The 22,221-nt window shown below is 71.8% G+C and carries 24 protein-coding genes, 1 tRNA gene and 1 other RNA gene; 11 read left to right on the top strand and 15 right to left on the bottom strand.

Annotated elements, in window-relative coordinates; genetic code table 11:
- Positions 1 to 12: 12 nt before the first annotated feature.
- Entirely contained in the window at positions 13 to 993 is a 981-nt protein-coding gene (locus tag FXF65_RS13760) for a GlxA family transcriptional regulator (protein WP_148350311.1), read from the bottom strand.
- 347 nt (positions 994 to 1,340) lie between these two features.
- Between FXF65_RS13760 and FXF65_RS13755 the strand changes: the two genes are divergently transcribed.
- Both FXF65_RS13755 and FXF65_RS43720 read left to right on the top strand, forming a co-directional pair.
- Positions 1,341 to 1,601, top strand: coding sequence for a hypothetical protein (locus FXF65_RS13755; protein ID WP_148350310.1), 261 nt, complete (start codon positions 1,341 to 1,343; stop codon positions 1,599 to 1,601).
- 44 nt (positions 1,602 to 1,645) lie between these two features.
- Positions 1,646 to 1,789 (top strand): hypothetical protein, encoded by a 144-nt coding sequence (locus tag FXF65_RS43720; RefSeq protein WP_187412272.1) that lies wholly within the window; start codon positions 1,646 to 1,648, stop codon positions 1,787 to 1,789.
- Positions 1,790 to 1,816: 27 nt separating this feature from the next.
- Here the strand turns inward: FXF65_RS43720 and FXF65_RS13750 are convergent, their stop codons facing one another.
- A complete protein-coding gene (locus tag FXF65_RS13750; protein ID WP_148350309.1) occupies positions 1,817 to 2,038 on the bottom strand; it encodes a hypothetical protein in 222 nt (73 codons plus the stop codon).
- An 18-nt stretch (positions 2,039 to 2,056) separates the two neighbouring features.
- Here FXF65_RS13750 and FXF65_RS45850 point away from each other — a divergent pair, with 18 nt between their 5' ends.
- The 4 genes from FXF65_RS45850 to FXF65_RS44660 all read left to right on the top strand — a co-directional run bounded on the left by FXF65_RS45850 (position 2,057) and on the right by FXF65_RS44660 (position 5,759).
- Positions 2,057 to 2,179 (top strand): hypothetical protein, encoded by a 123-nt coding sequence (locus tag FXF65_RS45850; protein ID WP_281288907.1) that lies wholly within the window; start codon positions 2,057 to 2,059, stop codon positions 2,177 to 2,179.
- A complete protein-coding gene (locus tag FXF65_RS13745; protein ID WP_246198593.1) occupies positions 2,176 to 2,943 on the top strand; it encodes a MerR family transcriptional regulator in 768 nt (255 codons plus the stop codon). Before FXF65_RS45850 ends, FXF65_RS13745 begins: the two co-directional genes overlap by 4 nt.
- An 83-nt stretch (positions 2,944 to 3,026) precedes the next feature.
- Positions 3,027 to 4,808 carry a S9 family peptidase gene (locus FXF65_RS13740; protein ID WP_148350307.1) on the top strand — a complete coding sequence of 594 codons (1,782 nt, stop codon included), beginning with the start codon at positions 3,027 to 3,029 and terminating at the stop codon, positions 4,806 to 4,808.
- 144 nt (positions 4,809 to 4,952) lie between these two features.
- Positions 4,953 to 5,759: an RAD23 family protein gene (locus tag FXF65_RS44660; protein WP_222868549.1), complete on the top strand. Its 807-nt coding sequence runs from the start codon at positions 4,953 to 4,955 to the stop codon at positions 5,757 to 5,759.
- 17 nt (positions 5,760 to 5,776) lie between these two features.
- Here the strand turns inward: FXF65_RS44660 and FXF65_RS13730 are convergent, their stop codons facing one another.
- From FXF65_RS13730 to FXF65_RS13715, 4 genes are all read right to left on the bottom strand, one after another.
- Entirely contained in the window at positions 5,777 to 6,445 is a 669-nt protein-coding gene (locus FXF65_RS13730) for a TetR/AcrR family transcriptional regulator (protein ID WP_148350306.1), read from the bottom strand.
- Positions 6,446 to 6,527: 82 nt separating this feature from the next.
- Positions 6,528 to 7,592, bottom strand: coding sequence for an aspartate-semialdehyde dehydrogenase (locus tag FXF65_RS13725; protein ID WP_148350305.1), 1,065 nt, complete (start codon positions 7,590 to 7,592; stop codon positions 6,528 to 6,530).
- Between the two features lie 192 nt (positions 7,593 to 7,784).
- The gene (locus FXF65_RS13720) at positions 7,785 to 9,059 is read right to left on the bottom strand and encodes an aspartate kinase (RefSeq protein WP_148350304.1); all 1,275 of its coding nucleotides are present in this window, start codon (positions 9,057 to 9,059) and stop codon (positions 7,785 to 7,787) included.
- A gap of 157 nt (positions 9,060 to 9,216) precedes the next feature.
- Positions 9,217 to 10,065 carry an LLM class flavin-dependent oxidoreductase gene (locus tag FXF65_RS13715; RefSeq protein WP_148350303.1) on the bottom strand — a complete coding sequence of 283 codons (849 nt, stop codon included), beginning with the start codon at positions 10,063 to 10,065 and terminating at the stop codon, positions 9,217 to 9,219.
- Positions 10,066 to 10,421: 356 nt separating this feature from the next.
- Between FXF65_RS13715 and FXF65_RS13710 the strand changes: the two genes are divergently transcribed.
- Positions 10,422 to 10,715 carry a hypothetical protein gene (locus FXF65_RS13710; RefSeq protein ID WP_148350302.1) on the top strand — a complete coding sequence of 98 codons (294 nt, stop codon included), beginning with the start codon at positions 10,422 to 10,424 and terminating at the stop codon, positions 10,713 to 10,715.
- Between the two features lie 109 nt (positions 10,716 to 10,824).
- Here the strand turns inward: FXF65_RS13710 and FXF65_RS13705 are convergent, their stop codons facing one another.
- From FXF65_RS13705 to ffs, 6 genes are all read right to left on the bottom strand, one after another.
- Positions 10,825 to 11,385, bottom strand: a complete 561-nt coding sequence (locus FXF65_RS13705) for a DUF5063 domain-containing protein (protein WP_148350301.1) — start codon at positions 11,383 to 11,385, stop codon at positions 10,825 to 10,827.
- On the bottom strand, positions 11,378 to 11,977 hold the full coding sequence (gene recR, locus FXF65_RS13700) for a recombination mediator RecR (protein WP_148350300.1): 600 nt from the start codon (positions 11,975 to 11,977) through the stop codon (positions 11,378 to 11,380). The genes FXF65_RS13705 and recR overlap by 8 nt, the downstream gene beginning before the upstream one ends.
- A gap of 56 nt (positions 11,978 to 12,033) precedes the next feature.
- Positions 12,034 to 12,432, bottom strand: a complete 399-nt coding sequence (locus tag FXF65_RS13695; RefSeq protein WP_222868567.1) for a YbaB/EbfC family nucleoid-associated protein — start codon at positions 12,430 to 12,432, stop codon at positions 12,034 to 12,036.
- A 268-nt stretch (positions 12,433 to 12,700) separates the two neighbouring features.
- Positions 12,701 to 13,267 (bottom strand): GNAT family N-acetyltransferase, encoded by a 567-nt coding sequence (locus FXF65_RS13690; RefSeq protein ID WP_148350298.1) that lies wholly within the window; start codon positions 13,265 to 13,267, stop codon positions 12,701 to 12,703.
- Between the two features lie 207 nt (positions 13,268 to 13,474).
- On the bottom strand, positions 13,475 to 15,856 hold the full coding sequence (locus FXF65_RS13685) for a DNA polymerase III subunit gamma and tau (protein ID WP_148350297.1): 2,382 nt from the start codon (positions 15,854 to 15,856) through the stop codon (positions 13,475 to 13,477).
- Positions 15,857 to 15,894: 38 nt separating this feature from the next.
- Positions 15,895 to 15,990: signal recognition particle sRNA small type (ffs, locus tag FXF65_RS13680), an RNA gene on the bottom strand.
- Between the two features lie 59 nt (positions 15,991 to 16,049).
- On the opposite strand from ffs, the gene FXF65_RS13675 reads away from it, so the two are divergent.
- From FXF65_RS13675 to FXF65_RS13660, 4 genes are all read left to right on the top strand, one after another.
- Positions 16,050 to 16,385 (top strand): DUF952 domain-containing protein, encoded by a 336-nt coding sequence (locus FXF65_RS13675; RefSeq protein WP_148350296.1) that lies wholly within the window; start codon positions 16,050 to 16,052, stop codon positions 16,383 to 16,385.
- Between the two features lie 10 nt (positions 16,386 to 16,395).
- Positions 16,396 to 16,480: transfer RNA gene (locus FXF65_RS13670), tRNA-Ser, on the top strand.
- Between the two features lie 81 nt (positions 16,481 to 16,561).
- Entirely contained in the window at positions 16,562 to 17,737 is a 1,176-nt protein-coding gene (locus FXF65_RS13665) for a cytochrome P450 (RefSeq protein ID WP_148350295.1), read from the top strand.
- A gap of 238 nt (positions 17,738 to 17,975) precedes the next feature.
- Entirely contained in the window at positions 17,976 to 18,284 is a 309-nt protein-coding gene (locus FXF65_RS13660) for a type II toxin-antitoxin system VapB family antitoxin (RefSeq protein WP_148350294.1), read from the top strand.
- Positions 18,285 to 18,291: 7 nt separating this feature from the next.
- Here the strand turns inward: FXF65_RS13660 and FXF65_RS13655 are convergent, their stop codons facing one another.
- The 3 genes from FXF65_RS13655 to FXF65_RS13645 form a co-directional block, all read right to left on the bottom strand.
- The gene (locus FXF65_RS13655) at positions 18,292 to 19,521 is read right to left on the bottom strand and encodes a CynX/NimT family MFS transporter (protein ID WP_246198591.1); all 1,230 of its coding nucleotides are present in this window, start codon (positions 19,519 to 19,521) and stop codon (positions 18,292 to 18,294) included.
- Positions 19,522 to 19,643: 122 nt separating this feature from the next.
- Entirely contained in the window at positions 19,644 to 20,336 is a 693-nt protein-coding gene (locus FXF65_RS13650; protein ID WP_148350292.1) for a FadR/GntR family transcriptional regulator, read from the bottom strand.
- Positions 20,337 to 20,439: 103 nt separating this feature from the next.
- A complete protein-coding gene (locus FXF65_RS13645) occupies positions 20,440 to 21,888 on the bottom strand; it encodes a helix-turn-helix transcriptional regulator (protein WP_148350291.1) in 1,449 nt (482 codons plus the stop codon).
- Positions 21,889 to 22,221 lie beyond the last annotated feature (333 nt).

Here is a 22,221-nt window from a genome sequence, read left to right as displayed (position 1 = left end):
GCGGTCGGCCGATCAGGACGCGGGCGCCGGGACGCGCGCCGCGGTGGTGCGGAAGGTCTGGCGGTAGGTGGACGGCGGGACGCCGATCGTCGCGACGAGGTGCTGCCGCAGCGACGCCGCCGTCCCGAACCCGGCCTCGGCGGCGATGCGGTCCACCGCCAGGTCGGTCGTCTCCAGCAGGCGGCGGGCGCGCTCGACGCGCTGCTGCGTCAGCCACTGTCCGGGCGTCATGCCGACCTCGTCCCGGAACCGGCGGGAGAACGTCCGGACGCTCATCCGCGCGTGCTTCGCCAGTTCGCCCAACGCGAGCGGCCGGTGCAGCTGCTCCAGCGCCCACGCCCGGGTCGCCGACGTCGTCGCCGCCTCCGGTCCGGGGACGGGACGTTCGATGAACTGCGCCTGCCCGCCCTCCCGCCACGGCGGCACGATGCAGCGCCTGGCCACGCCGTTCGCGACCTCGCTGCCCTGGTCGCGCCGGACGATGTGCATGCACAGGTCGATCCCGGCGGCGACGCCGGCCGCGGTGAGGACGTCGCCGTCGTCCACGAACAGGACGTCCGGGTCCACCCTGACCTTGGGGAACTCGCGCTGGAAGCGGGCGGCGTCGCGCCAGTGCGTGGTGGCGGGACGCCCGTCGAGCAGGCCCGCGGCGGCCAGCACATAGGACGCCGTGCAGATCGACACGAGGCGCGTGCCGGGACGCAGCGCGCCGAGCGTCCCGGCGAGCGGTCCGGGGAGGCGGGCCGGGCCGTTGAGGTCGTAGGCGCAGGGCGGGATGACCAGCGTGTCCGCCGTCCGGACGAGTTCGGGCCCGTGCCGGACTGCGAGGTCGAAGTCGGCGTTCGTCCTGACCGGTCCGCCGTCGACGCTGCAGGTCATGACCTCGTAGAGCGGCTCGCCGTCCGCCGACACGGCGGCCCCGAACAAGCGGACCGGGATGCTCAGCTCGAACGGGTACACGCCGTCCAGCGCCAGTACGACCACACGATGCATGGCCAGATTCTCCCACACATCATGATCTGGCCACAAAGACGGCACGGGACGAGGGACGTCCAACTTCCTGTCTCCGGACGAATGAGCTACAGAACGCTGTCCGGATCGGGGGTCGGGATCATGGCGAACAGGGCTGCCCTAGGCGGCTTTACCAGGCCCGGCCTGCCGGAACATCCGGGCGTGCGCCCCCGCGACCCTGGCCCCCTCCCGCACGGACTAAGGGTCTCCCGGGGGGATTACTCCACCCCGGATGGGGGTTTTCCCCTATGGCGATGATTCTGCCGGAGCGGCAGAGTCGTATTCGGCAGCAGGGGGACGAGGCCCCCTCCGCAGGAAGAAGGCAGACGATGTCGAACACGCCGACCCTCACCTCGCTCACAACCTCCGACCTGGCCGAGATCCTGTTCTGCTGCGAGCTGCAGGAGTCCGACCACCCTTCCACCGAGCAGGTCCGCGCGGCGATCGACGACCGGCTCGGCGCCTACTCCACGTGCGTCGCCACCGTCGCCCAGGAGGCCGGCGACCATCCCGAGACGTACCTGGCGCGGATGCGCTGGGCGCTCAGCACCGTGTCGCGGGCGTACCGCGCGCCGGTCACCGCGGCCTGATCCCCGAACACCGATCCCATCTCGATCCCGAAGGAAGGAATCCGATGCCTTCAGCTTTCGCCGACCGTCCTCAGGACATCGTCCCCCGCACCCTCCGCGACCTGCTCGCCATCCAGGCGTCCCAGGCCGAGAACGGAAAGCGGCGGCGCCGACAACGCAGGATCAAGACCGCCCGGCGCGTCACCTAGCGCCCCGGCACCAGTGCCGCTGCGAGTTCAGCGGTGCGACTTGGTCTTCGTCTTCTTGTGCTTCGGCTTCTTGTGCCCGCCCCCGCCCGACTCCCACTCGTAGCCGGGCGTGTTGCTCTTGCAGTACCGGTCGCTGACCTTCGTGTCGGTGGCGTCGTGCTCGCACCACCGCTTGTCACCGCACGCGGTGAGCCCCAGGGCGGCGACCATGACGGTGACCGCGAGGGCGGCGGACGGGGTCTTGCGCATTCTCGTCTCTCCTCTGCCGTGGGACGTCCCGGCCGGGACGTCGCCGACCCGGATCTGACGGCGGCGGGCAAGATCGCGTTCCCGGCGCCCGCCGGACGGGACGTGTCCGGCTCCGGCCGCGAACTATGCTGGCGCGCGTGAACGAAGACCCGACCGCACCCGATGATCACGCGGCCGGACGCACGAGCCTGGAAAGCACGGGCGGGCGCGAGTACCGCATCGGCGAGCTGGCCGCGGCCGCCGGCATCCCGATCCGCACGTTGCGCTACTACCAGGAGCGCAAGCTGCTCCCGCCGCCGCGGCGCACCGGCCGGATCGGCCTCTACTCCGAGGCGCACCTCACCCGCCTCCGTGTGATCGCGAAGCTGCTCGACCGCGGCCACACCATCGAAGGCGTCCGCGAACTGCTGTCGGCGTGGGAGCAGGGCCGCGACATCGCGGCCGTCCTCGGCGTCGAGGGGACGGCGGCCGCCGCGCCGGCCGAAGTCCCGGTGACCATGACGCTGGACGAGCTGGCGGCCCTGTTCCCCGGCGAGCGCGCCGCGGAGACGGTGGCGCGGGCGGTCGAGCTCGGGCACCTGGACGCGGACGGCGACCGCGTCACCCACCGAAGCCGCCGCCGGCTCGACGCGACGGTGGCGCTCGTCCGCGCCGGGGTGCCGCTGGCGGAGATCCTCTCGGTCGGACGTGACCTCCAGCGCAGCATGGACGACCTGGCCGAGACGTTCGTCCGGCTGATCGTCGACCATGTCGTCGCCTTCGCCGGCGACCAGGACGCGCACGACCTCCGCGAGACGCTCGCGCAACTCCGCCCGGACGCGCAGGCATCGGTCGAGGCGGGCTTCGCCTCCGCCATGGACGAGCAGATCAACGCCGCGATCGACCAAGCGCTCGACGACCGCTGATCGAGTCCCGGAGAACTCCATCAAGGACGCCCCCGGTTCGGCGCCGCCCGGTGTGTGATCAGCGAGCGGCGATACTGGTGGGCATGGTCGATGACGAGCGCTGGAAGGCGCGTTTCCGAGCCGCCCGGATCACCCTGCCGCGATGGGCGCGGGACGTCCCGAGCCGCAGCGTCCACCGGTCGAACGCCACGGGGACCTGGGAGATCTACTCCTGGGACCGTGACACCGGCGCGCAGCGGCAGGTGACGGACCGTCCTAACGGCACGTGGGCGGGCACGATCGACCCGTCCGGCGAATGGGTGTGGTGGTTCGCGGACACCGACGGCGACGAGTTCGGCGTGTGGAAACGCGCTCCCTTCCACGCCCCGGACGAGAATGTCCCACCGGAGAGCGTCCCGGCCGTCCCCGAACTGGAACCGTCGTATCCGTCTGGGCTGAGCCTGGGACGCTCTGGCCTAGCCGTCATCGGACGGACGACCGACGCAGGAAACACCATCCATTTGTGCCGTCCGGCGGCATCGCCCGAGGTGCTCTACCACCACGCCGAGGACGCACACGTCGCGGGCCTCTCCCGGGACGAATCGCTGATCGCAATCGGGCACAGCGAACACGGCGACAGCCGCCACATGGCGCTGCGCGTCCTACGCGCGGACGGTTCCACGGTCGCCGACCTATGGGACGGCCCAGGCAAAGGCGTCTACGGCGCGGGTTTCGCTCCGGTCGACGGGGACGCGCGGCTCCTCGTCAACCACGAGCGCCGCGGCCGGGACGAGATCCTCATCTGGGACCCGGTCGCCGGGACCGAACGCGAGATCGTCCTCGACCTGCCCGGCGACTTCGGCGCCTCCTGGTACCCGGACGGGACGGCGCTGCTCGTCTCCCACAACCACGAGGCGCGCGACGAGCTGTACCGCTACGACCTGTCCGACGGCACCCTGACCAGGGTGGACACGCCGCGCGGCGTGATCGGCGGGGCGGATGTCCGGCCGGACGGGACGGTCGAGTTCTCCTGGTCGTCCGCCGCCGAACCGCCCGTCATACGTAGCACTTCCGGCGCGGTGGTGCTGACGCCGCCGGGTCCGGGCGCGCCGCCGTCCGTCCCGGTCGAGGACGTCTGGGTGGACGGCCGCGCCGGACGCATCCACGCCCTGGTCAGCAAACCTGACGGCGACGCCCCCTACCCCACCGTTTTCGACATTCACGGTGGGCCGACCGCTCAGGACGACGATTCGTTCGTCCCGTCCGCCGCCGCTTGGGTCGACCATGGGTTCGCGGTCGTCCGCGTCAACTATCGGGGATCGACCGGGTACGGGTCGGAATGGCGCGACGCCATCGAGGGACGGGTCGGGCTCACCGAACTGGAGGACATCAAGGCCGTCCGCGACTGGGCCGTGTCCAGCGGGCTGGCCGATCCGGCGCGGCTCGTCCTGACCGGCGGCTCGTGGGGCGGTTTCCTCACTCTGCTCGGCATCGGCACTCAGCCGGACGACTGGAGCGTCGCGGTCGCCGCGGTCCCCGTGGCCGACTACGTCGCCGCCTACGCGGACGAGATGGAGGGCCTCCAGGCGTTCGACCGTTCCCTGTTCGGCGGGTCGCCGTCCGAGGTCCCGGAGCGGTACCGGGAGTCGTCCCCGATCACCTACGTGGAGGCGGTCAGGGCGCCGGTGCTGGTCCTCGCCGGGGAGAACGACCCGCGCTGCCCCATCCGGCAGATCGACAACTACCTCGCCCGGCTCGCCGAGCTGGGACATCCGCACGAGATGTACCGGTACGACGCCGGGCACGGCTCCCTCGTCGTCGAGGAGCGCATCACCCAGATGGCCGCCGAGATCGGCTTCGCCCGGAAACATCTAGGCATGTCGTGAAGGTCCCGGGGGACGGGCCGCCCGCCCCGTCCCCCGGGGTTTACAAGATCAAAGACCCGGGCATCCCTCCGAGCGGCCGCACCGCACGGCCGGTCCACGGCGGACCGGCCCCGCCCCCCGGACATCACCGATCGGGGGGATCACATGAACCGGCCACACCGCACGCGCACCCATGCCCGCGTCCGCCGCGCACCCCGCCTCAGACGGCACCGAGCGCCCAACCCGTCCGGAGACGGCGGGCCCCATCCGTGTCACCGCCTGACCGCGCTGGTCACAGTCCTATCCGTCCCCATCACACTGCTGGTCATCACGGCCCCACCCGCCAGCGCGTCCCAACCACCCGCCTGGTCACGCACTGCCCCGCCAGCCTCAGCTGAACCGTCCACACCCGGCGAGGCCCCAGCGCTCACGGCTCTTTCTCCCGCCAACCGGATCGCGTCGCCTCCAAGCAGGCTGGACGCGATCGCCAACGCCGCCAACGCCCGGAAGGGACGGGTTTCGGGTGCTCAGCGGCTGCGCGGGATTTCGCCGCGGGACGTCGTCCGGCGGCTGCCGGATTCGGCGCGGCTCGGGCAGGGGCTCGCCGAAAGCCTGCTGCGCGCGAACGGCATCGACTGGCAGTCGACCGGCGGGTGCTCCGACCAGGCGGTCCGGAGCTGCACGTCGTTCGAGAACGTCCGGCTCGGGACGGTCAGAGGCGTGATCGGCTTCGCGGCGTCCAGCGGCTGCGAGGTCACCGTGACGGGCGGGACGGAGCACGGCCACGCGGGCGGCCGGTTCAGCCACTCGAACGGCTACAAACTCGACATCGCCCCCAGCTCGTGCGTCGACCGGGCGGTCAGGGAGTACGAGCCGCAAGGCGTCAGAAGCGACGGCGCGCGCCTCTACCGCTCACCTGACGGCGCACTCTTCGCCCGAGAGAAAGACCACTGGGACATCACATTCCGCTGAGGCGCGCCCGAGCGCCCTTACGCGCGGACCTCGCGGATGATGCCGACCAGCTCCCGCGTCACCGACTTGAAGCCCGGCATCCGCGACATGGCGACCATGCGGTTGACCAGCGGGACCGTCCGCTCCACGAGCAGGTACGTCTTGCGGCAGCCGGGCGAGCTGTCGTGCACCCAGTACAGGACGATGCCCATGGAGTAGATCCACAGCAGCTCCGGCAGCTCCGCCCGGAACTCCTTGTCGATCTTCAGGTCGGAGCCCTCGACGACCTCGCGGTAGATCGCGACGGCCGACTCGCGGGCCGGGCCCGACTCGGCGCTGAACGGGTTGAGCGGGCTGGTCGGCTCGGCGGCGAACTTGAAGAACTTCCCCGCGAACTCGTGGTAGGGGACCATCGTGTCGACGCGGGCCTTGAGAACGCCGAGCAGCCGGGGCGCGAACCGGGTCTCCGCGTCCAGGACGGCCCGGCAGGCGGCGAGGTGCTCGTCCTGCAGCTCGTCGTAGTACGCCTGGATCAGTTCTTCCTTGGACCCGAAGTAGTAGTAGGCGTTGCCGACCGAGACGCCCGCCTCCTTGGCGATCGCGCGCATCGTCGTCGCCTCGTACCCGCGCTCCCTGAACAGCCGCAGCGCCGTTTCGACGATCACGGCCCGCGTCTGCTCGGACTTCACGGCCTTCGTCTCGGTCACGCATGCCACCATACGGCCCCGCCACGACGTCCGGCCCGTCCGGAACACGGCCGTCACCGTGACGCGCCGTAGCCGGGCGCGGTCAGTCGGTGCGGCCCGCGGCGATCAGCTCGGCGATCTGCGCGGTGTTCAGCGCGGCTCCCTTGCGCAGGTTGTCGCAGCAGAGGAACAGGTCGAGCGCGTGCGGGTCGTCGAGCGAGCGGCGGACACGTCCGGCCCAGGCCGGGTCGGTCCCGACGACGTCGGACGGCGTCGGGAACTCGTGCGTCTCCGGGTTGTCGCACAGCACGACGCCCGGCGAGCACGCGAGGATCGCCTGCGCCTCCCGCTGGTCGGTCCGCTCCTCGAACACGGCGTGGACGGCCACCGAATGCGCCGTCACCACCGGCACGCGCACGCAGGTCGCCGACACCTTGAGCCCCGGCAGCCCGAGGACCTTGCGGGTCTCGGCGCGGACGGCGACCTCGTCGGACGTCCAGCCGCCGTCCTCGCGCGTGCCCGTCCAAGGGACGACGTTCAGCGCGAGCGGCGCCGGGAACGGGCCGAGCTCGCCGACCACCCCGCGGATGTCGCCCGCGCGGTTGCCGAGCGCGCGGTCGCCGCCGACCTTCTCCAGCTGCGCGTACAGGGTGTCGACGCCGTCCCGGCCGGCCGACGACGCCGCCTGGTAGGACGCGACGACCAGCTCCCGCAGCCCGTACCTGCGGTGCAGCGCGCCCAGCGCGACGATCATCGACAGGGTGGTGCAGCCGGGGCCCGCGACGATGCCGCGCGGACGGTCCCGGACCCGCTCGGGGTTCAGTTCGGGGACGACGAGCGGGACGTCCGCGCACATCCGGAACGCGCCGGACCCGTCCACCGCCACCGCGCCGCGCTCCGCCGCGACCGGCGCCCATTCCGCGGCGACCGGCGCGGGCACCGCGAACGTCGCGATGTCGACGCCGTCGAACACCCCGGGTGCGAGCGCCACGGCCTCGGCCCGCTCGCCGCGCACCCGGAGCGTCCGCCCGGCGGACCGTTCCGAGCCGACGAGCCTTATCTCCCCGTACACATCGCGGCGGACGGACAGCAGGTCGAGCATCACGGCACCGACCGCCCCGGTCGCGCCGACGACCGCGAGGGTCGGCAGCCCGGAAGACGAGTCCATCGTCGCACTCACATCCTCTGAACTACCGCCGTCCGCGACCGGTTCCCGCAGGGGATGCTGCCACCGTCCCGGCCCGCCCACTGCGTCACGTGACGCGCGAACCCCGCGCTATAGGACCCCGCTCAGGGAAGGGCACCGCCCAAGCGGGCCGGTCGGCGGCCTGCCTGGGCGGCGGAGGACGAGTCCCGAAAGTCAGCGGCCGGTGCCGCCGTAGACGACCGCTTCGACCTGCTCGGCGTCCAGGTCGAAGGCGTGGTGGGCGGCGGCCACGGCGGTGTCGATGTCGTCCTGGGCGACGACGACCGAGATCCGGATCTCCGAGGTGGAGATCATCTCGATGTTGACGCCGGCCTCGGCGATGGCGCTGAACAGGGTGGCGGTGACGCCGGGGTGCGAGCGCATGCCCGCGCCGATCAGCGAGACCTTGCCGATCCGGTCGTCGTAGCGGAGCGACTCGAACCCGATCCGCTCCTTGACCTTGTTCAGCGCGGTCAGCGCGCTCTGCCCGTCGGTGGCGGGCAGCGTGAACGAGATGTCCGTGCGGCCGGTGGACGCCGCCGACACGTTCTGCACGATCATGTCGATGTTGATCTCGGCCTCGGACAGCACGGTGAAGATCGTGGCGGCCTCGCCGACCTTGTCCGGCACCCCGACCACCGTGATCTTGGCCTCGCTCCGGTCGTGCGCGACGCCGGAGATGATCGCCTGCTCCATGTCGTGTCCTTCGATCTCGCTGCTGTCGACGACCCAGGTGCCCACCTTCTGGCTGAACGAGGACCGTACGTGGATCGGGATGTTGTAGCGGCGCGCGTACTCCACGCAGCGCAGATGCAGGATCTTCGCGCCGGACGCCGCCATCTCCAGCATCTCCTCGTAGGAGATCTTCGGGATCTTGCGGGCGGCGGGCACGATGCGCGGGTCGGCGGTGAAGACCCCGTCGACGTCGGAGTAGATCTCGCAGACGTCGGCGTCCAGCGCGGCGGCGAGCGCCACCGCGGTGGTGTCGGAGCCGCCGCGGCCGAGGGTGGTGATGTCCTTGGTGCCCTGCGAGACGCCCTGGAACCCGGCGACGATGCAGATCGAGCCCTCGTCCAGCGCGAGGCGGATCCGTCCCGGCGTCACGTCGATGATCTTGGCTTTGCCATGCGAGCCGTCGGTGATCACGCCCGCCTGGGAGCCGGTGAACGAGCGGGCCTCGTGGCCCAGGTTCGCGATGGCCATGGCGAGCAGGGCCATCGAGATCCGCTCGCCGGCGGTGAGCAGCATGTCCAGCTCGCGGCCGGGGGGCAGCGGGCTGACCTGCTTGGCCATGTCGATGAGATCATCCGTCGTGTCGCCCATCGCGGACACCACGACGACGACGTCGTTGCCCGCCTTCTTCGTCGCGACGATGCGCTGGGCGACCCGCTTGACGCCGTCGGCGTCGGCGACGGAGGAGCCACCGTACTTTTGCACGACTAGGGCCACGGATGGCGCTCCTCGGTTCGGGGTCAGGCGTACCGGACGTCGAGTCTACAGAGCCCGGCCGCATGGATTACAAACAGGTAACTCCGTACCCCGTTTACGCCCGCTCAGCCCCCGGTCCGCGTAGGGCGCGCGGGGGGCGCTCTTCGCTCGCGCCCGGTCAGATGTTCGGCGGGCCCTGTTCTATGCGGCGCATGACGGGGTCGTATTTGTCGATGTCGTCGCTGTCCAGCCACTGCCGCTCGTCCCACCAGGTGGCGCCCGCGTCGGACAGGGGGCCGATCAGGTCGCGGGCGTCGGCCGGGCTGGTGCCGCCGACGACGATCTCGAACGGGCCGTCGCCTTCGCGGTGCCGGTGGACGTAGTCGGTCAACTCCCGGACGTCCTCGGGTGCGGGCGAATACCCGTGCGAACCGGGGCCGAACAGGGGGACCGCGCCGTCCCACCGGGCGGCGCGCCGCATCGGACGGCGGTTCGGCCAGAACCCGGCGACCCAGACCGGCGGGCGCGGACGCTGCACGGTCGCGGGCAGCAGCGCCACGTCGTCGACCTGGTAGTGGGGCCCGTGGTGGGTGACGGGTTCGCCGGTCCAGTAGCGGGCGAGGAGGTCGAGTCCCTCGTCCAGCCGTTCGGCCAGGACGGTCTTGTCGGTCGTCTCGCCGAAGGCGCCGAACTCGTCGGCGACCGGCCCGCCGAGCCCGGCGCCGAAGATCACGCGCCCGCCGCTGAGGGCGTCCAGCGTCGCGACCTGCCGGGCGAGCTGCTGCGGCCGCCGCCGCGCCACCGGGGTGACGAGGGTGCCGAGCTTGATCCGGCTGGTCGCGAGGGCCGCCGCGGTCAGCAGCATCCACGGATCGGCGAAGGTCTTGCGCTCGCTCTTGACGTGGACGACGTGGTCCCAGACGAACAGGGCGTCCCAGCCTGCTTCCTCGGCCGCGGACGCGACCCGCGCCAGCGCTCGGACGTCCGCGAAGTCGCCGAAGTTCGGCACGTTGATCGAAAAGCGCACAGGCCCATGCTGCGCGGCGGTCCGGGGGGTCGCAAGCGGATTTCACCGTGGGTCTGAGGAGGGCGCCGGACGTATTGCGACTTCGCTGGGCCGTTGGGGTGGGTGTGCAGTGCCGTGGCGGGTGGATATCCGGGCGCTGGGTCCCGGAGATCTATCTCCGCGGAGCCACAGAAAACCTGGGCCTTCATGAACCGTCCGAATAGTCTCGGTTACCGGACGTGCGCGGGCCCTGTGTCGGCGCGGATCTTCCGGGGCGGCCGCCTGTGAGCGAGGCGGGCGCGTCCGGGCGGCGGCAGGGGCGGCGGGGGCGCCGTGGTCCATCTCGTCCACCGGCGGTGAGGGAGGCGGGAAGGGCGATGGGAGAGCCGATGGCCCCGTTCGAGGAGTTGCCGCGCGTCCGGAGGGGTCCGCTGGACTCGCTGTACGCGGCGCTGCGGCGGAGGGCACCGCAGATGTCCACGGCGCGTCCCGGTGAGGACGGCGTCCTGCGCGTCTCGTACCGGGCGCGGTCCACCACGGTCACCTGGGACGGCGAGCTCAAGCAGTACGCGGCGGGCCTGGAACGGTACGGCCCGGACGCCGAGAAGGCCGCCGAGATGGTCGCGTGGAGCTTAGGCGCCCCCGGCGCCCCGACCCCCGGCGAAGGCTAGGCCCCCGGGCTGGGTGGGAGCCGGGCTGGAGCGAGGTCGGGCCGAACGGAGCTGGGGGAGCTCGGCGGGAGGTCTGGCCGAGTAGAGCCGGGTGGGAGCTTCCTCGGGGCTAGGCGGTGGTGGCGGCTTCGGTGGCGACGTTCAGGCGGGCGTCGGCGACGAAGGCGTGCAGGGCGCGGAGGGCGGCGCCGGCGTGGTTGCCCCAGTGGTTGAAGTACGAGTACTGCCACCACCAGAGCGCTTCGAGGGGGCGTTCCTGCTGGTAGTGGCGCAGTCCGTGGACGAGGTCGCTGGCGACGTCCACCAGGTCGTCCGACAGGCGGTAGGACGTGGGCTCGGTGTCCTTGTACGGGTCGAACACCTCGACGTAGTCGTCCAGGGCGTCGAGGCGTTCGGACAGGCCCTGCCGGATGGCGTCGAGGTCGGGGTCGGGGCCGACCTCGGGCTCCCAGTTGTCCGGGAGGATGACGTCGGCGCTGGCGCCGAGCTGCGCCCCCGCCAGGATGACCTGCGACACCTCAAGAAGGAGCAGGGGGACGGTATGGACGCCGCCGTCGCCGCGCGCGACCGCCTCCAGGCCGTTCAGGTAGTTGTCGACGTGGCGCGCCACGCGCTCGGCGAGGGCGTTCCAGTCCTTCTGGCTGTTGGGCTGGCTGGTGGGGTCAGACATCGAGCAGCCTCCGTCCTTCGAATGCGCGGCCGAGCGTGACCTCGTCGGCGTACTCCAGATCGCCACCCACCGGCAGGCCGCTGGCCAGACGGGTGACGGTGAGGCCCATCGGCTTGACGAGCCGGGCCAGGTAGGTCGCGGTCGCCTCGCCCTCCAGGTTGGGATCGGTGGCGAGGATGAGCTCGGTCACCGCGCCGTCCGCGAGGCGCTGCATCAGCTCGCGGATGCGCAGGTCGTCGGGGCCGACGCCCTCGATCGGGCTGATCGCGCCGCCGAGGACGTGGTAGCGGCCGCGGAACTCGCGGGTCTTCTCGATCGCGACGACGTCCTTGGACTCCTCCACGACGCAGATGACGTGGGGGTCGCGGCGCGCGTCCCGGCAGATCCGGCATTCCTCTTCTTCTGCGACGTTCCCGCACGTCTTGCAGAAGCGGACCTTGTCCTTGACCTCTTTGAGCGCCTTGCCGAGCCGCTCGACGTCGGCCGGATCGGCCGCGAGGAGGTGGAAGGCGATCCGCTGCGCGCTCTTGGGGCCGACGCCGGGCAGCCTGCCCAGCTCGTCGATGAGGTTCTGAACCACCCCTTCGTACAACGGACCCCTCCTTTCCTAGGCTTTCTGGCGCTTCTGGCTTTTATGGGCGTTCGTTGTCAGGCGCCCGAGCCCGGACCGCCGCCGAGCCCTGGGAAGCCGCCGGGCAGCCCGCCTCCGCCTCCGCCGCCGCCGCCGAGGCCGGGGATGCCGCCGCCTCCGCCGAGGCCCTGGGCGAGCGGGCCCATCTTCTCCTGCTGCAGCTCCTGCACCTCGCGCCCGGCGTCGCGGATCGCGGCGAGGACGAGGTCGGCGATCGTCTCCGCCGTGTCGGCCGGGTCGTCGGGGTCGATGGCCTTCGGGTCGATCGACAGGCCCGTGACCTCGCCCTGCCCGTTGACCGTCGCGGTGACGAGACCGCCGCCCGCGGTCCCCCGCACCTCGGCCTCCGCGAGCTCGCGCTGGGCGCTGAAGAGCTGCTCCTGCATGGCCTGCGCCTGCTGGAGCAGTTCCTGCATGTTCAACTGACCACCGGGTTCCACGGTGCACTCCCTCTTCCGGCCCCCCGAGAGGGCCTTCTCCCTGGCGCTCCGCCAGCCACCGGACGTCCGTCCCCCGAGACTACGGGTTCGCGGGGCCAAGCGGTAAGAGCACCACCGGTGCGCCGACTCACCCTGATCTCGGCATGTCCTCCACCCCCGGCCATGTCCGTGCAGACCCTCCCGCACCATCCCAGACCACCGCCCGGACCAGCGGGAATCGGGGGCCGGTCGGTTTGGGGGACGTTCAGCCCGCGGCCAGGTCACGGGGCGGGCCCGGGTCGTTCTTCGGGACGAGGGGGCGCACCAGCGCGTCCGAGAACGGCGGTTCCTCGCGGAACTCCGCGGCCTTCTCCCAGCCCCAGCGCACGTACATGGCGTAGGCGTCCGCGTCGATGACGGCGGGGAGGGTGGCGTACCGCTCCTTCCGTTCGCGGAGCAGCTCGTCCAGGAGGCCGCGGCCGAGGCCCTGTCCGCGTTCGGCGACGGCGACGACCAGCTCGACCACGGCGAACTTGTCGGCCGCGAGCACGTCGTCGGACGGTGCGGACGCGTTCGCCCACCAGGCGCCCGGCGCCATCGTGAAGCCGAACGTGAACCCGCGCAGGCGTTCGCCGCGGCGGGCGACGACCGAGGCGAAGCCGGAGGTGAGGATCTGCTCGCGGGTGCGGGCGAGGAAGCGGTCCCCGGAGAACTTGGGGGCCGAGTTGTAGGGGGGCTCGGCGTAGATCTCCTCGTAGAGGGTGGCCAGCTCGTCCAGGGCGTCGAGGGCCGCGGTCTGGTCCAAGGCGGTCAATGTGACGTCTTCGGACATGATCCCGCCTGTTCACGGTCGGGGAGGGGGTGGAGTGTACGCCGGTGGCGTCGTCGACGCCATCAGCCGTGGTCACCGTCCGCCGCCTGGTTCGCGTGGGGCCGCGGCGGGGGTGATCGGACCGCGGCGGGGGCCGCGTCGCGGGTGGCGTCGGGGGGCGTCGCGGCTGGTTCCCTGCGTGGCGGTCGTCGGCGTGCGGGTGTCCCGCTAGGACTGGGACGAGTTGTCGATCTCGCGGATGATCTGGCCGCCCAGTTCGCGCTGGATGAGGGCCATTCCGGTCATTTCAGCCTCGTTGCCGTCGACGTCGGCGTCGCCTTCCGGGTCGACCTCGTCGCTCTCGTCCATGGGTTCCGGGGGCGGTGGAGGCTCGTCCGGCGGGGGCGGCGGTTCCGGCATGCTCTCGGTGCGCGGGACCGGTGGCCGGGCCTGCGAGTGGGCCTGGGCGTTCGGCTGCGGCCGGGGCTGCGGTGCCGGGTTCGGTGTGGCCGCCCCACCGAACCCGGTGTTAGGGCCCGGCCTGCCCGGCGGGGGAGCCGCGGGTGGTCCGCCGCCGACGACGGTGTCGATCCGCCAGTCGACGCCCATCCGCTCCTTGAGGACCTCGCGGAGGACGGCGTCCCGGCCTCCGTTGACGAAGCCGAGACGGCGCCCTTCGGCGTCGAAGCCGAGGGTAAGGACCTTGCCGTCCAGCGAGACCGGCTGGACCCCGGACATGATGACCATCCACGTGGCGCGGCTCTTCTGCTTGACGGCCTCGACGACGTCCGGCCAAAGCTGCTGAACAGTGGAGAAGTCCGCCCCTGCGGAGCCAGCCGAAGACGCCCCGCCTGCTGCGGGTGCAGCCGCGGGTGCGGGTGCGGCCGGGCTGGTGTAGGCGTTGGACCGGGCTTCGGGAGAGCCGCCGCCCGCGCTGGGACGGCGGTTATCCACAGAACCCCGTTCCACTTCCGGAGGCCCCTGCGCGGGGTTGACACTAGAAGTGGGCTCGGCCCCCTGGGAGGGCGGGGACTGTTCTTCCCGGGGACTCGCGTTTTCCCAGGCGGCCGCAGGCTCACGTGTCCGAGACTCGCGCGTCTGGGGCTCGTGCGCTTGGGACTCGCGAGCCTGGGAAACGTCGGCTCCTCCAGCGTCTCCCTCCCGCGACCCGCCCCGTGGGAAGCCGCCGCCCTGGGAGCCACCCTGCGGGGAGCCACCCTGCTGCGCCCCGCCCTGCGGGAAGCCACCCTGCGGAGAGCCGCCTTGTGAGGATCCGCCCTGCGGTGGCCCGCCCTGCGGGGAGCTGGCCTGCTGCGGCCCGCCTTGCGGGAAACCGGCCTGAGAGGAGCCGCTCTGCGCGCCACCCCCCTGCGGGACGGACGAGAAGGCCGGAGCCGGCCCACCACCTACCGCCCCGCCCCCGAAACCGCCCTGTCCGCCCTGTCCGCCTTGAGTGACCTGACGCTCCAGCCGATCCAGGCGAGCAAGCAGAGAAGCCTCATCGTCATAAGCGGCCGGAAGCAGAATGCGAGCGCAGATCAGCTCCAACAGCAACCGCGGCGAAGTCGCCCCGCGCATCTCCGTCAGTCCGGTGTGCAGCAGATCGGCCGCCCGCGTCAGCTCCCCCGCCCCCATGGACGAAGCCTGCCGCCGCATCTGCTCCAACTCGTCCGGCGGGACGTTCAGCAACCCCGTCCCCCCGGCCTCCGGAACGTTCGACAGGATCACCAGATCCCGAACGCGCTCCAGCAGATCAGCCGTGAACCGCCGCGGATCCTGCCCGCTCTCCACGACCCGGTCGACGGCGGCGAACACAGCCGCGCCGTCCCGTCCCGCGAAAGCGGCGATGACCTCGTCCAGCAACGCCGAGTCGGTGTAGCCGAGCAGCGAGACGGCCCGCGCGTACGTGATGCCCTTCTCGTCCGACCCGGCCAGCAGCTGATCGAGGATCGACAAGGTGTCCCGAGCCGACCCGGCCCCGGCCCGCACCGCCAACGGCAGCGCGGACGTCTCGTATGGCACGTCCTCCGACCGCAGGATCTCCTCGACCAGCTCCTGAAGCACACCCGGCGGGATCAGCCTGAACGGGTAGTGATGCGTACGCGACCGGATCGTCCCGATGACCTTTTCCGGCTCGGTGGTCGCGAACACGAACTTGAGGTGCGGCGGCGGTTCCTCGACGAGCTTCAGCAGCGCGTTGAAGCCCTCCCGGGTGACCATGTGCGCCTCGTCGATGATGTACACCTTGAAGCGCGCCGAAACGGGTGCGAAGAACGCACGTTCACGCAGGTCGCGGGCATCGTCGACACCTCCGTGCGAGGCGGCGTCGATCTCGATCACGTCGATGTGCCCGGTCCCGGACGGCCCGAGCGCGACGCACGAGTCGCACACCCCGCACGGATCGGGCGTCGGCCCCTTCTCGCAGTTCAGCGACCGTGCGAGGATCCGCGCGCTGGACGTCTTGCCGCACCCGCGCGGACCGCTGAACAGGTAGGCGTGGTTGATCCGGCCGTTGCGCAGCGCCTGCTGGAGGGGCTCGGCGACATGTTCCTGCCCCTTCAGCTCCGCGAACGTCGCTGGCCGGTACTTGCGGTACAGAGCCAGACTCATCGGGGGCCCGCCCTCCTCGGGAAGCAGAGCGTCACAAGCGAAAGGACCCCCCGCACACCCGCCAGAGCCTGCTTATCCTTGCTGCCTTCCGGCCCTGGGGAGGTTCACAGGGTGACGCCGTGCGAGGGGTCTTCCCAGAGTCTATGGCATCCCCCACCCTGGAACGCCACGCTTCCCGCGTAGTCTCCGGCGCATGTCCGTCCAGACTCTCCTGCACATCGCCGAGCGAACCCACTGGCAGAACGCCGTCGACTCGGACACGCCCTACACCATGTCCACCTTGGGCCGGACGCTCGACGACGAAGGCTTCATCCACTGCTCCTCCGACCTGGCCCAGGTGGACGGCGTCCTCGGCCGCTTCTACACCGCCGTCGCCCGCTCCGACCTGGTCCTGCTGGTGATCGACGTGTCCCGGCTGGACGCCCCCGTCCGCTACGAACCGGCTGGTGACGAGGTGTTCCCGCACGTCTACGGCCCGATCCCGCCGTCCGCCGTAATTGAGACCAAGTCACTGCCCGAGAACCGGTAGGCTCTCCCGTGGAGGATTCGCCTAGTGGCCTAGGGCGCACGCTTGGAAAGCGTGTTGGTGGCAACGCCTCGCGAGTTCGAATCTCGCATCCTCCGCCGCTACCGGGCCGGTGCCTACGATGGGCACCGGCCTTCGCTTGTCCGGAGGGCATCGGCCTCGCTTGCCCTGGGGGTGCCGTGAGCGGTTCCGAGTACCCGGTCGTCGACTTCGATCCCGGTGTGGCGAACCGTCCCGCCGGGTCGGCGCACGCGCTGTTCGACGAGTTGCGCGAGTTGCATCCGGCGGCCCGCTCCGACCGGGGGTTCTGGTTGCTCACCCGCCATGACGCGATCATGGACGCCTGCCGCTCCCCCGGCCTGTTCTCGAACCGCGCGATCAGCGCGCTGGACGCCGACCCCGCCTACCGGTGGATCCCCGAGATGCTCGACCCGCCCGAGCACACGGTGTGGCGGCGGCTGCTGCGCCCGCTGTTCGGCCCGGCGCGGGCGCGGGCCATGCGGGACGACGCCGTCCGCCGCTGCGCCGACCTCGTCGACGGGCTGGCCGCTCAAGGGACGTGCGACTTCGTCGCCGACTTCGCCCGCGTCTTCCCGACGTCGATCTTCCTGGAGCTGATGGGGCTGCCGACCGAGCGGCTCCCGGAGTTCCTGGCCTGGGCGAACGCGATCCTGCACACGCCGTCGTCCGAGGGCCGTCGGGCGCGCCGCGCGGCCATGGCGGACGTCGCGGCCTGCTTCACCGAGCTGATCGCCGCCAGGCGACGCGACCCGCGCGACGACATCGTCACGGCCGCGCTGTCGTTCCGCGTCGGCGACCGTCCGGTCGCGGACGGGGAGCTGCTGTCGCTGTTCGTCCTGCTGTTCCTGGCCGGTCTGGACACCGTGTCGGCCGCGTTGTCGTACGCCTTCTGGCACCTGGCCCGCCACGACGCCGACCGGACGCGCGTCGCGAGCGACCCCGGCGTCGTCTCGTCCGCCGTCGAGGAGCTGTTGCGCGCCTACGCGATCGTCGCCGTCGGACGGAAGGTCACCCGCGACGCCGACGTCCAAGGCTGCCCGATGAAGGCGGGCGACATGGTGCTGCTCCCGCTCGCCGCCGCGACCCGCGACCCGCGCGCGCTCCCGGACGCGCACGTCGTGGACCTCGACCGGCACCCGAACCGCCACATCGCGTTCGGCGCGGGCCCGCATCACTGCCTCGGCGCCCACCTCGCCCGGATGGAGCTCCAGATCGCCCTCCGCGAGTGGCATGCCCGCATCCCGGACTACCGCGTCCCGGACGGCGCGCGGGTGACGGAGCACGCGGGGCAGGTGCTGGGGCTGGAGTCGTTGCCGTTGGAATGGTCCACCTGACGGCAGGTGGGGGCCGACCGGACGAGCGCCATGGCCCGCCTCCCCGCGGCCGCCGCAATTGACAAGCGTCCCAACAGCGCCGCCCCACGGCCCGTAGGTAAATTGCGCTCCGCGGGTTCGGTACTTACTAACGAAGCCCGTGAGCTGGGAGAAAATGCCTTACCGAACCTGGCAAGCGGAGTGACTCATGTTGTTGAGTCGCCTTCTCGGGGTCATGCCGACACCGTAGACTCGGAGGGTGATCTTCAAGGCGGTGGGTGACGGAAGGCCCTATCCGGACCATGGGCTCTCGTCCAGGGACTGGGCCAAGATCCCGCCTCGCCAGGTCCGCCTCGACCAACTCGTGAGCACCAAGCGGGAGATGGACCTCCAGTCCCTCCTCGCCAAGGACTCCACCTTCTACGGCGACCTGTTCCCCCACGTCGTCCAGTGGAAGGGCGAGCTCTACCTGGAGGACGGCCTGCACCGGGCGCTGCGCGCCGCGCTGCACCAGCGGCTCGTCCTGCACGCCCGGGTGCTCGACCTCGACGCCGTCGACTTCTCCTAAGACCCCGTCAGCGGACGGGTTCCGGGGCGGGCAAGGCGCGCGGCGCGGGCTTCGCCTCCCGCAGCCGGATGAGGCCGGGACGTGCGGCGAGCAGCCCGAACACCGCCTCCGGCACGACGAGCACCAGCAGCAGCACGAGCGGGACGTTCCACCCGCCCGTCGCCCCGTGCAGGACGCCGACCGCGAACGGTCCCGTCCCGGCGAGCAGGTACCCGCCGGTCTGCGCCATCCCGGACAGCCCGGCCGCGATCGACGGGTTCGGCGAGCGCAGGCTGAGCAGCGTGTAGGCCAGCGGGAACGCGCTGCCGGTGCCGAGGCCGAGCACGACGACCCACACCCATCCGGCGGACGGCACGGCCATCATCCCGACGAGCCCCGCGACCATGACGGCCGCGACCGCGAAGACGACCGGGCGCTGGTCGCGCAGCCGCGCCGCGAACACCGGCACGGCGAAGCCCAGCGGGATGCCGACGATCATCATCGTGGACATCATCATCCCGGCCGTCGCGGGAGCGTATCCGGCGTCCCGCATGATCTCCGGCAGCCACGACATCAGCACGTAGAACATCAGCGACGCGAGGCCCATGAACGCCGCGACGAACCAGGCGACGGGCGAGCGGAGCAGCGAGTGGTCCGCGTCGCGCGCCGGGGTCTCGGCGGGGCGGGACGACCGCCCGCGCAGCGCGAGCGGCCCCCACACGAGCAGCGCGAACGCCGACGGCACGGCCCAGATCGCGAGTGCCAGCCGCCAGCCGCCCGCCTCGTCCAGCGGGACGGCGAGCGCGGCGGCGACGGCCCCGCTCGCGGCCATCAGCATCATCGCGAGCCCGGTCAGCGAGCCGACCCGGGCGGGGAACACGCGCTTGATCACGGCGGGCATGAGGACGTTGCCCATCGCGATCCCGGCACCCGCCAGGACCGTTCCAACGAACAGCGACAGCGGCGACTCCACCACCCGCACCACGATCCCGGCCGTGATCAGCACGAGCGACCCGGCGATCGCGACGTCCGTGCCGAGCCGCCGCGCGACCAGCGGCGCGACGGACGCGAACACGCCGAGGCACACCACCGGCAGCGTGGTGAGGACGCCGACCGCCGCGCCGGACAGCCCGAACGCCTCGCGCAGCTCGCCGAGCACCGGCGCGATCCCGGTGATGGCGGCGCGCAGGTTGATCGTCAGCAGGACCAGCCCGACGAGCGACCAGACGGCCGTCGCACGGGAGACTCTGCTCGTCACAGGGGAGTTCATCTCGTCCTTCGTCGTGAGCTTCGAACGCCCGGGACGCGGGCCGCCGGACCTGGGCCCAAACGATTGGGCGCGGGCGCCGGACGGCAGCTGCCGGGCAGCGGCTTGGAGGGTCAGGAGGTCGTCGCCGGCCGGCCGGACTTGGCGGAGGCGAGGATCTGGTCCAGACACGCGTGCGCGGCCCGGGTGGCGGCGTCCGCGTCGCCTGCCTCGACGGCCGCGGCGATGGGGCCGTGCGGGACGTCCGCGTGCTCCAGCAGCGACCCGGCCGCGCCGATGCTGGCGCGGAGCGCGGCGCTGAAGTCGCGGTACAGGTCGGTCAGGACGCGGTTGTGCGTGGCCTCGACGACGGAGGTGTGGAAGGCGAGGTCGGCCTCGACGAACGCGTCGTGGTCGCCCGCCGCCCAGGCCGCGTCGCGGCGGGCGAGGGCGAGCGCGATCGCGGCGACGTCGGCCTCGGTGCGGCGCGCGGCGGCGAGCCGCGCGGCCTCCACCTCGAACCCGCGCCGAACCTCGAGGATCTCGACCAACTCGGCCGTCTCAAGCCGACGCCGGACGGCCCCGGACAGCTCGCTCGTCGCCCGCACGTACGTACCGTCGCCCTGCCGGCTCTCCAGGAGCCCGGCGTGGGTCAGCGCGCGGACGGCCTCCCGGACGGTGTTGCGCCCGACGCCGAGGGCCTCCGCGAGCGCCGGCTCGGGCGGGATCTTCGCGCCGACCGGCCAGCCGCCGCCCGTGATCTCGCTCCTGAGCTGCTCGATCACCTGGTCGACGAGCGAGGAGCGGCGGGCCGTGCGCAAGGTCACGATTACCTCCGGTCAGCGAATCATCCTACGTCTGGATGATAAGACGCTGATCGGTCCGGGTTTATTCCGCCCCCACCGCAACGGACTTAGAAGGAGGAAAAGGTCAGACTCGTCCGAGATCGCGGCTTGCGGCCTGCGGGCGCGCGGCCCGCAGCCCGGCCGCCTCCAGCGCCCGCCGGTAGGAGAACGCGGCGCTCTCCGCGTCCTGGACCAGCTCGAACAGCTCCCCCAGCTCCCTGAACAGGTGCGCCGCGGGACGCCCCGGGTGCAGCGTGCCCAGTTGCTCGGACGCGGCGTGCAGCACGAGCAGCGCCGCCGCCGGGTCGCCCTGGGCGACGCGCGCCCGTGCGAGGACGAGCCGTGCCAGCACGGTCTTCTGCGTCCGCGCGGCGACGTCACCGCTGGGCTCGGGCGCCACCGGCGTCGTGCCCTTCGGCGCGGCCAGCACCAGGCCGGTGTCGAGGAACTGCACCAGCGTACGGATGGCCTCGTCCAGTTCGCCGACGAGGACCAGCGCGCGCGCTCTGGCGATGGTGCTCTCGGTGGTCTCGGCCTCGTCCAGACCGGTCGCGTCGTCCAAGAGGGCGAGGGCTTCCCGGGCGGCCTCGCGCGAACCCTCGGGACGGGGACGCTCGAACCCGTTCGGACCATCCGGCACCGTCCCGGACGGAGCCGGGGCCGAGAACGGCGTGACGCCCCTCAGCAGCGCCTTCGCCGCGGCCAGGGACAGCCGGGCGCGGGCGTGCGCCGGGGCCGCGTCGTTGCGCACGGCGAGGGCCTGGTCGGCGAGGTACAGGGCGTCGCCGATCGTCCCCTCGTCGAGGGCGCGCTTGCTGGCCTGCTGGTAGTGGACGCTGGTCGGCACGTCCGGCACGTCCCGCGGGTGCAGGAGGCGGCGGCCGAGTTCGTGTGCGCGCGCGGGCTCGGACCGGTCCACATAGGCGAGCAGCAGAATTCGTCCCGCCTCGGTGTACTCCTCGCCGACGCTCAGCTTGAGCAGGCCCAGCCGCTCGATGGCGCGCTCACCGAGCGCGATGGCCTGGCCGAGGTCGCCGACGGCGTGGTAGCAGCGCGCCAGCGCGATCACCGGCGGCAGCCAGCTCGCCCGTCCCGGATCGCGTTCGGCCTGCTCGCGCAGCTCCTCGAAGAGCGCGATCGCCTGGTCGGTGCGGCCGAGCGCCTCCAGGGCGCGGGCGCGGCCCCAGCGGGCGCGGGACGTCAGATCGGGGTCGTCGCTGCGCGCGATCACCTCGTCGAAGCCGGACTCGGCGGTGACCGGGTCGCCGCGCAGCAGTGCCAGGTGCGCGTGCCGCTCCCGTACCTCCAGGTGGGCGCGCTGCTCCGGCTCGACGCCCTCGGCGAGGTACTCCGGGGTGCAGCCGAGGCGCTCGGCCAGCATGCGCAGCACGGTCGGCGTCGGAGTGCGCTTGCCCGACTCGATCAAAGAGATGTAGCTGTCGGAAAGGTCGTGACCGGCGAGCTGTGCCTGCGACAAGCGTCTGGTCAGCCGCAGGTTGCGGACACGTTCGCCGACGTTGCCTGGACCCGGCATGTGGACTCACTTAGCGGAAGTAAACAGGCGGCTGGGGTGCCGACATGATTGCACATTGCGGGTTATCGCACATCGAGAGTAATGAAGCGGCGGGACAACGGCGCTTCCGGGCGGGCTCTGCGAGCCCCCGCGCGCCCGCCGCTCCGCCCTGGCGCGCCGGGCCGGACGGGACGAACCGCCCGCGCTCGCGACGCATGTCACACCCCTGGACGTTATCGGACCCTACCCGCAAGATCGTCAATCCGCCGAAATTGACCAGAAAGCCGCGCCGTCGGGCTAGCCCTGCTCGTCCGGTCCGGACGCGCTCGGGACGTCCCCCTCGACCGGTTCCAC

Origin of the sequence: Actinomadura syzygii (assembly GCF_008085905.1) — a bacterium.
Lineage (GTDB): Bacteria > Actinomycetota > Actinomycetes > Streptosporangiales > Streptosporangiaceae > Spirillospora > Spirillospora syzygii.
Note: the sequence above shows the minus strand (reverse complement) of the source record. Positions and strands in the feature narration are given on the sequence as shown.

Excerpts from the sequence above, each read along its gene's own strand:
- FXF65_RS13760 (WP_148350311.1), bottom strand. The coding sequence starts at position 993 with ATGCATCGTGTGGTCGTACTGGCGCTGGACGGCGTGTACCCGTTCGAG.
- FXF65_RS13755 (WP_148350310.1), top strand. The coding sequence starts at position 1,341 with ATGTCGAACACGCCGACCCTCACCTCGCTCACAACCTCCGACCTGGCC.
- FXF65_RS43720 (WP_187412272.1), top strand. The coding sequence starts at position 1,646 with ATGCCTTCAGCTTTCGCCGACCGTCCTCAGGACATCGTCCCCCGCACC.
- FXF65_RS13750 (WP_148350309.1), bottom strand. The coding sequence starts at position 2,038 with ATGCGCAAGACCCCGTCCGCCGCCCTCGCGGTCACCGTCATGGTCGCC.
- FXF65_RS13740 (WP_148350307.1), top strand. The coding sequence starts at position 3,027 with ATGGTCGATGACGAGCGCTGGAAGGCGCGTTTCCGAGCCGCCCGGATC.
- FXF65_RS44660 (WP_222868549.1), top strand. The coding sequence starts at position 4,953 with ATGAACCGGCCACACCGCACGCGCACCCATGCCCGCGTCCGCCGCGCA.
- FXF65_RS13725 (WP_148350305.1), bottom strand. The coding sequence starts at position 7,592 with ATGGACTCGTCTTCCGGGCTGCCGACCCTCGCGGTCGTCGGCGCGACC.
- FXF65_RS13710 (WP_148350302.1), top strand. The coding sequence starts at position 10,422 with ATGGGAGAGCCGATGGCCCCGTTCGAGGAGTTGCCGCGCGTCCGGAGG.
- FXF65_RS13705 (WP_148350301.1), bottom strand. The coding sequence starts at position 11,385 with ATGTCTGACCCCACCAGCCAGCCCAACAGCCAGAAGGACTGGAACGCC.
- FXF65_RS13695 (WP_222868567.1), bottom strand. The coding sequence starts at position 12,432 with ATGCAGGAACTGCTCCAGCAGGCGCAGGCCATGCAGGAGCAGCTCTTC.
- FXF65_RS13690 (WP_148350298.1), bottom strand. The coding sequence starts at position 13,267 with ATGTCCGAAGACGTCACATTGACCGCCTTGGACCAGACCGCGGCCCTC.
- FXF65_RS13685 (WP_148350297.1), bottom strand. The coding sequence starts at position 15,856 with ATGAGTCTGGCTCTGTACCGCAAGTACCGGCCAGCGACGTTCGCGGAG.
- FXF65_RS13675 (WP_148350296.1), top strand. The coding sequence starts at position 16,050 with ATGTCCGTCCAGACTCTCCTGCACATCGCCGAGCGAACCCACTGGCAG.
- FXF65_RS13645 (WP_148350291.1), bottom strand. The coding sequence starts at position 21,888 with ATGCCGGGTCCAGGCAACGTCGGCGAACGTGTCCGCAACCTGCGGCTG.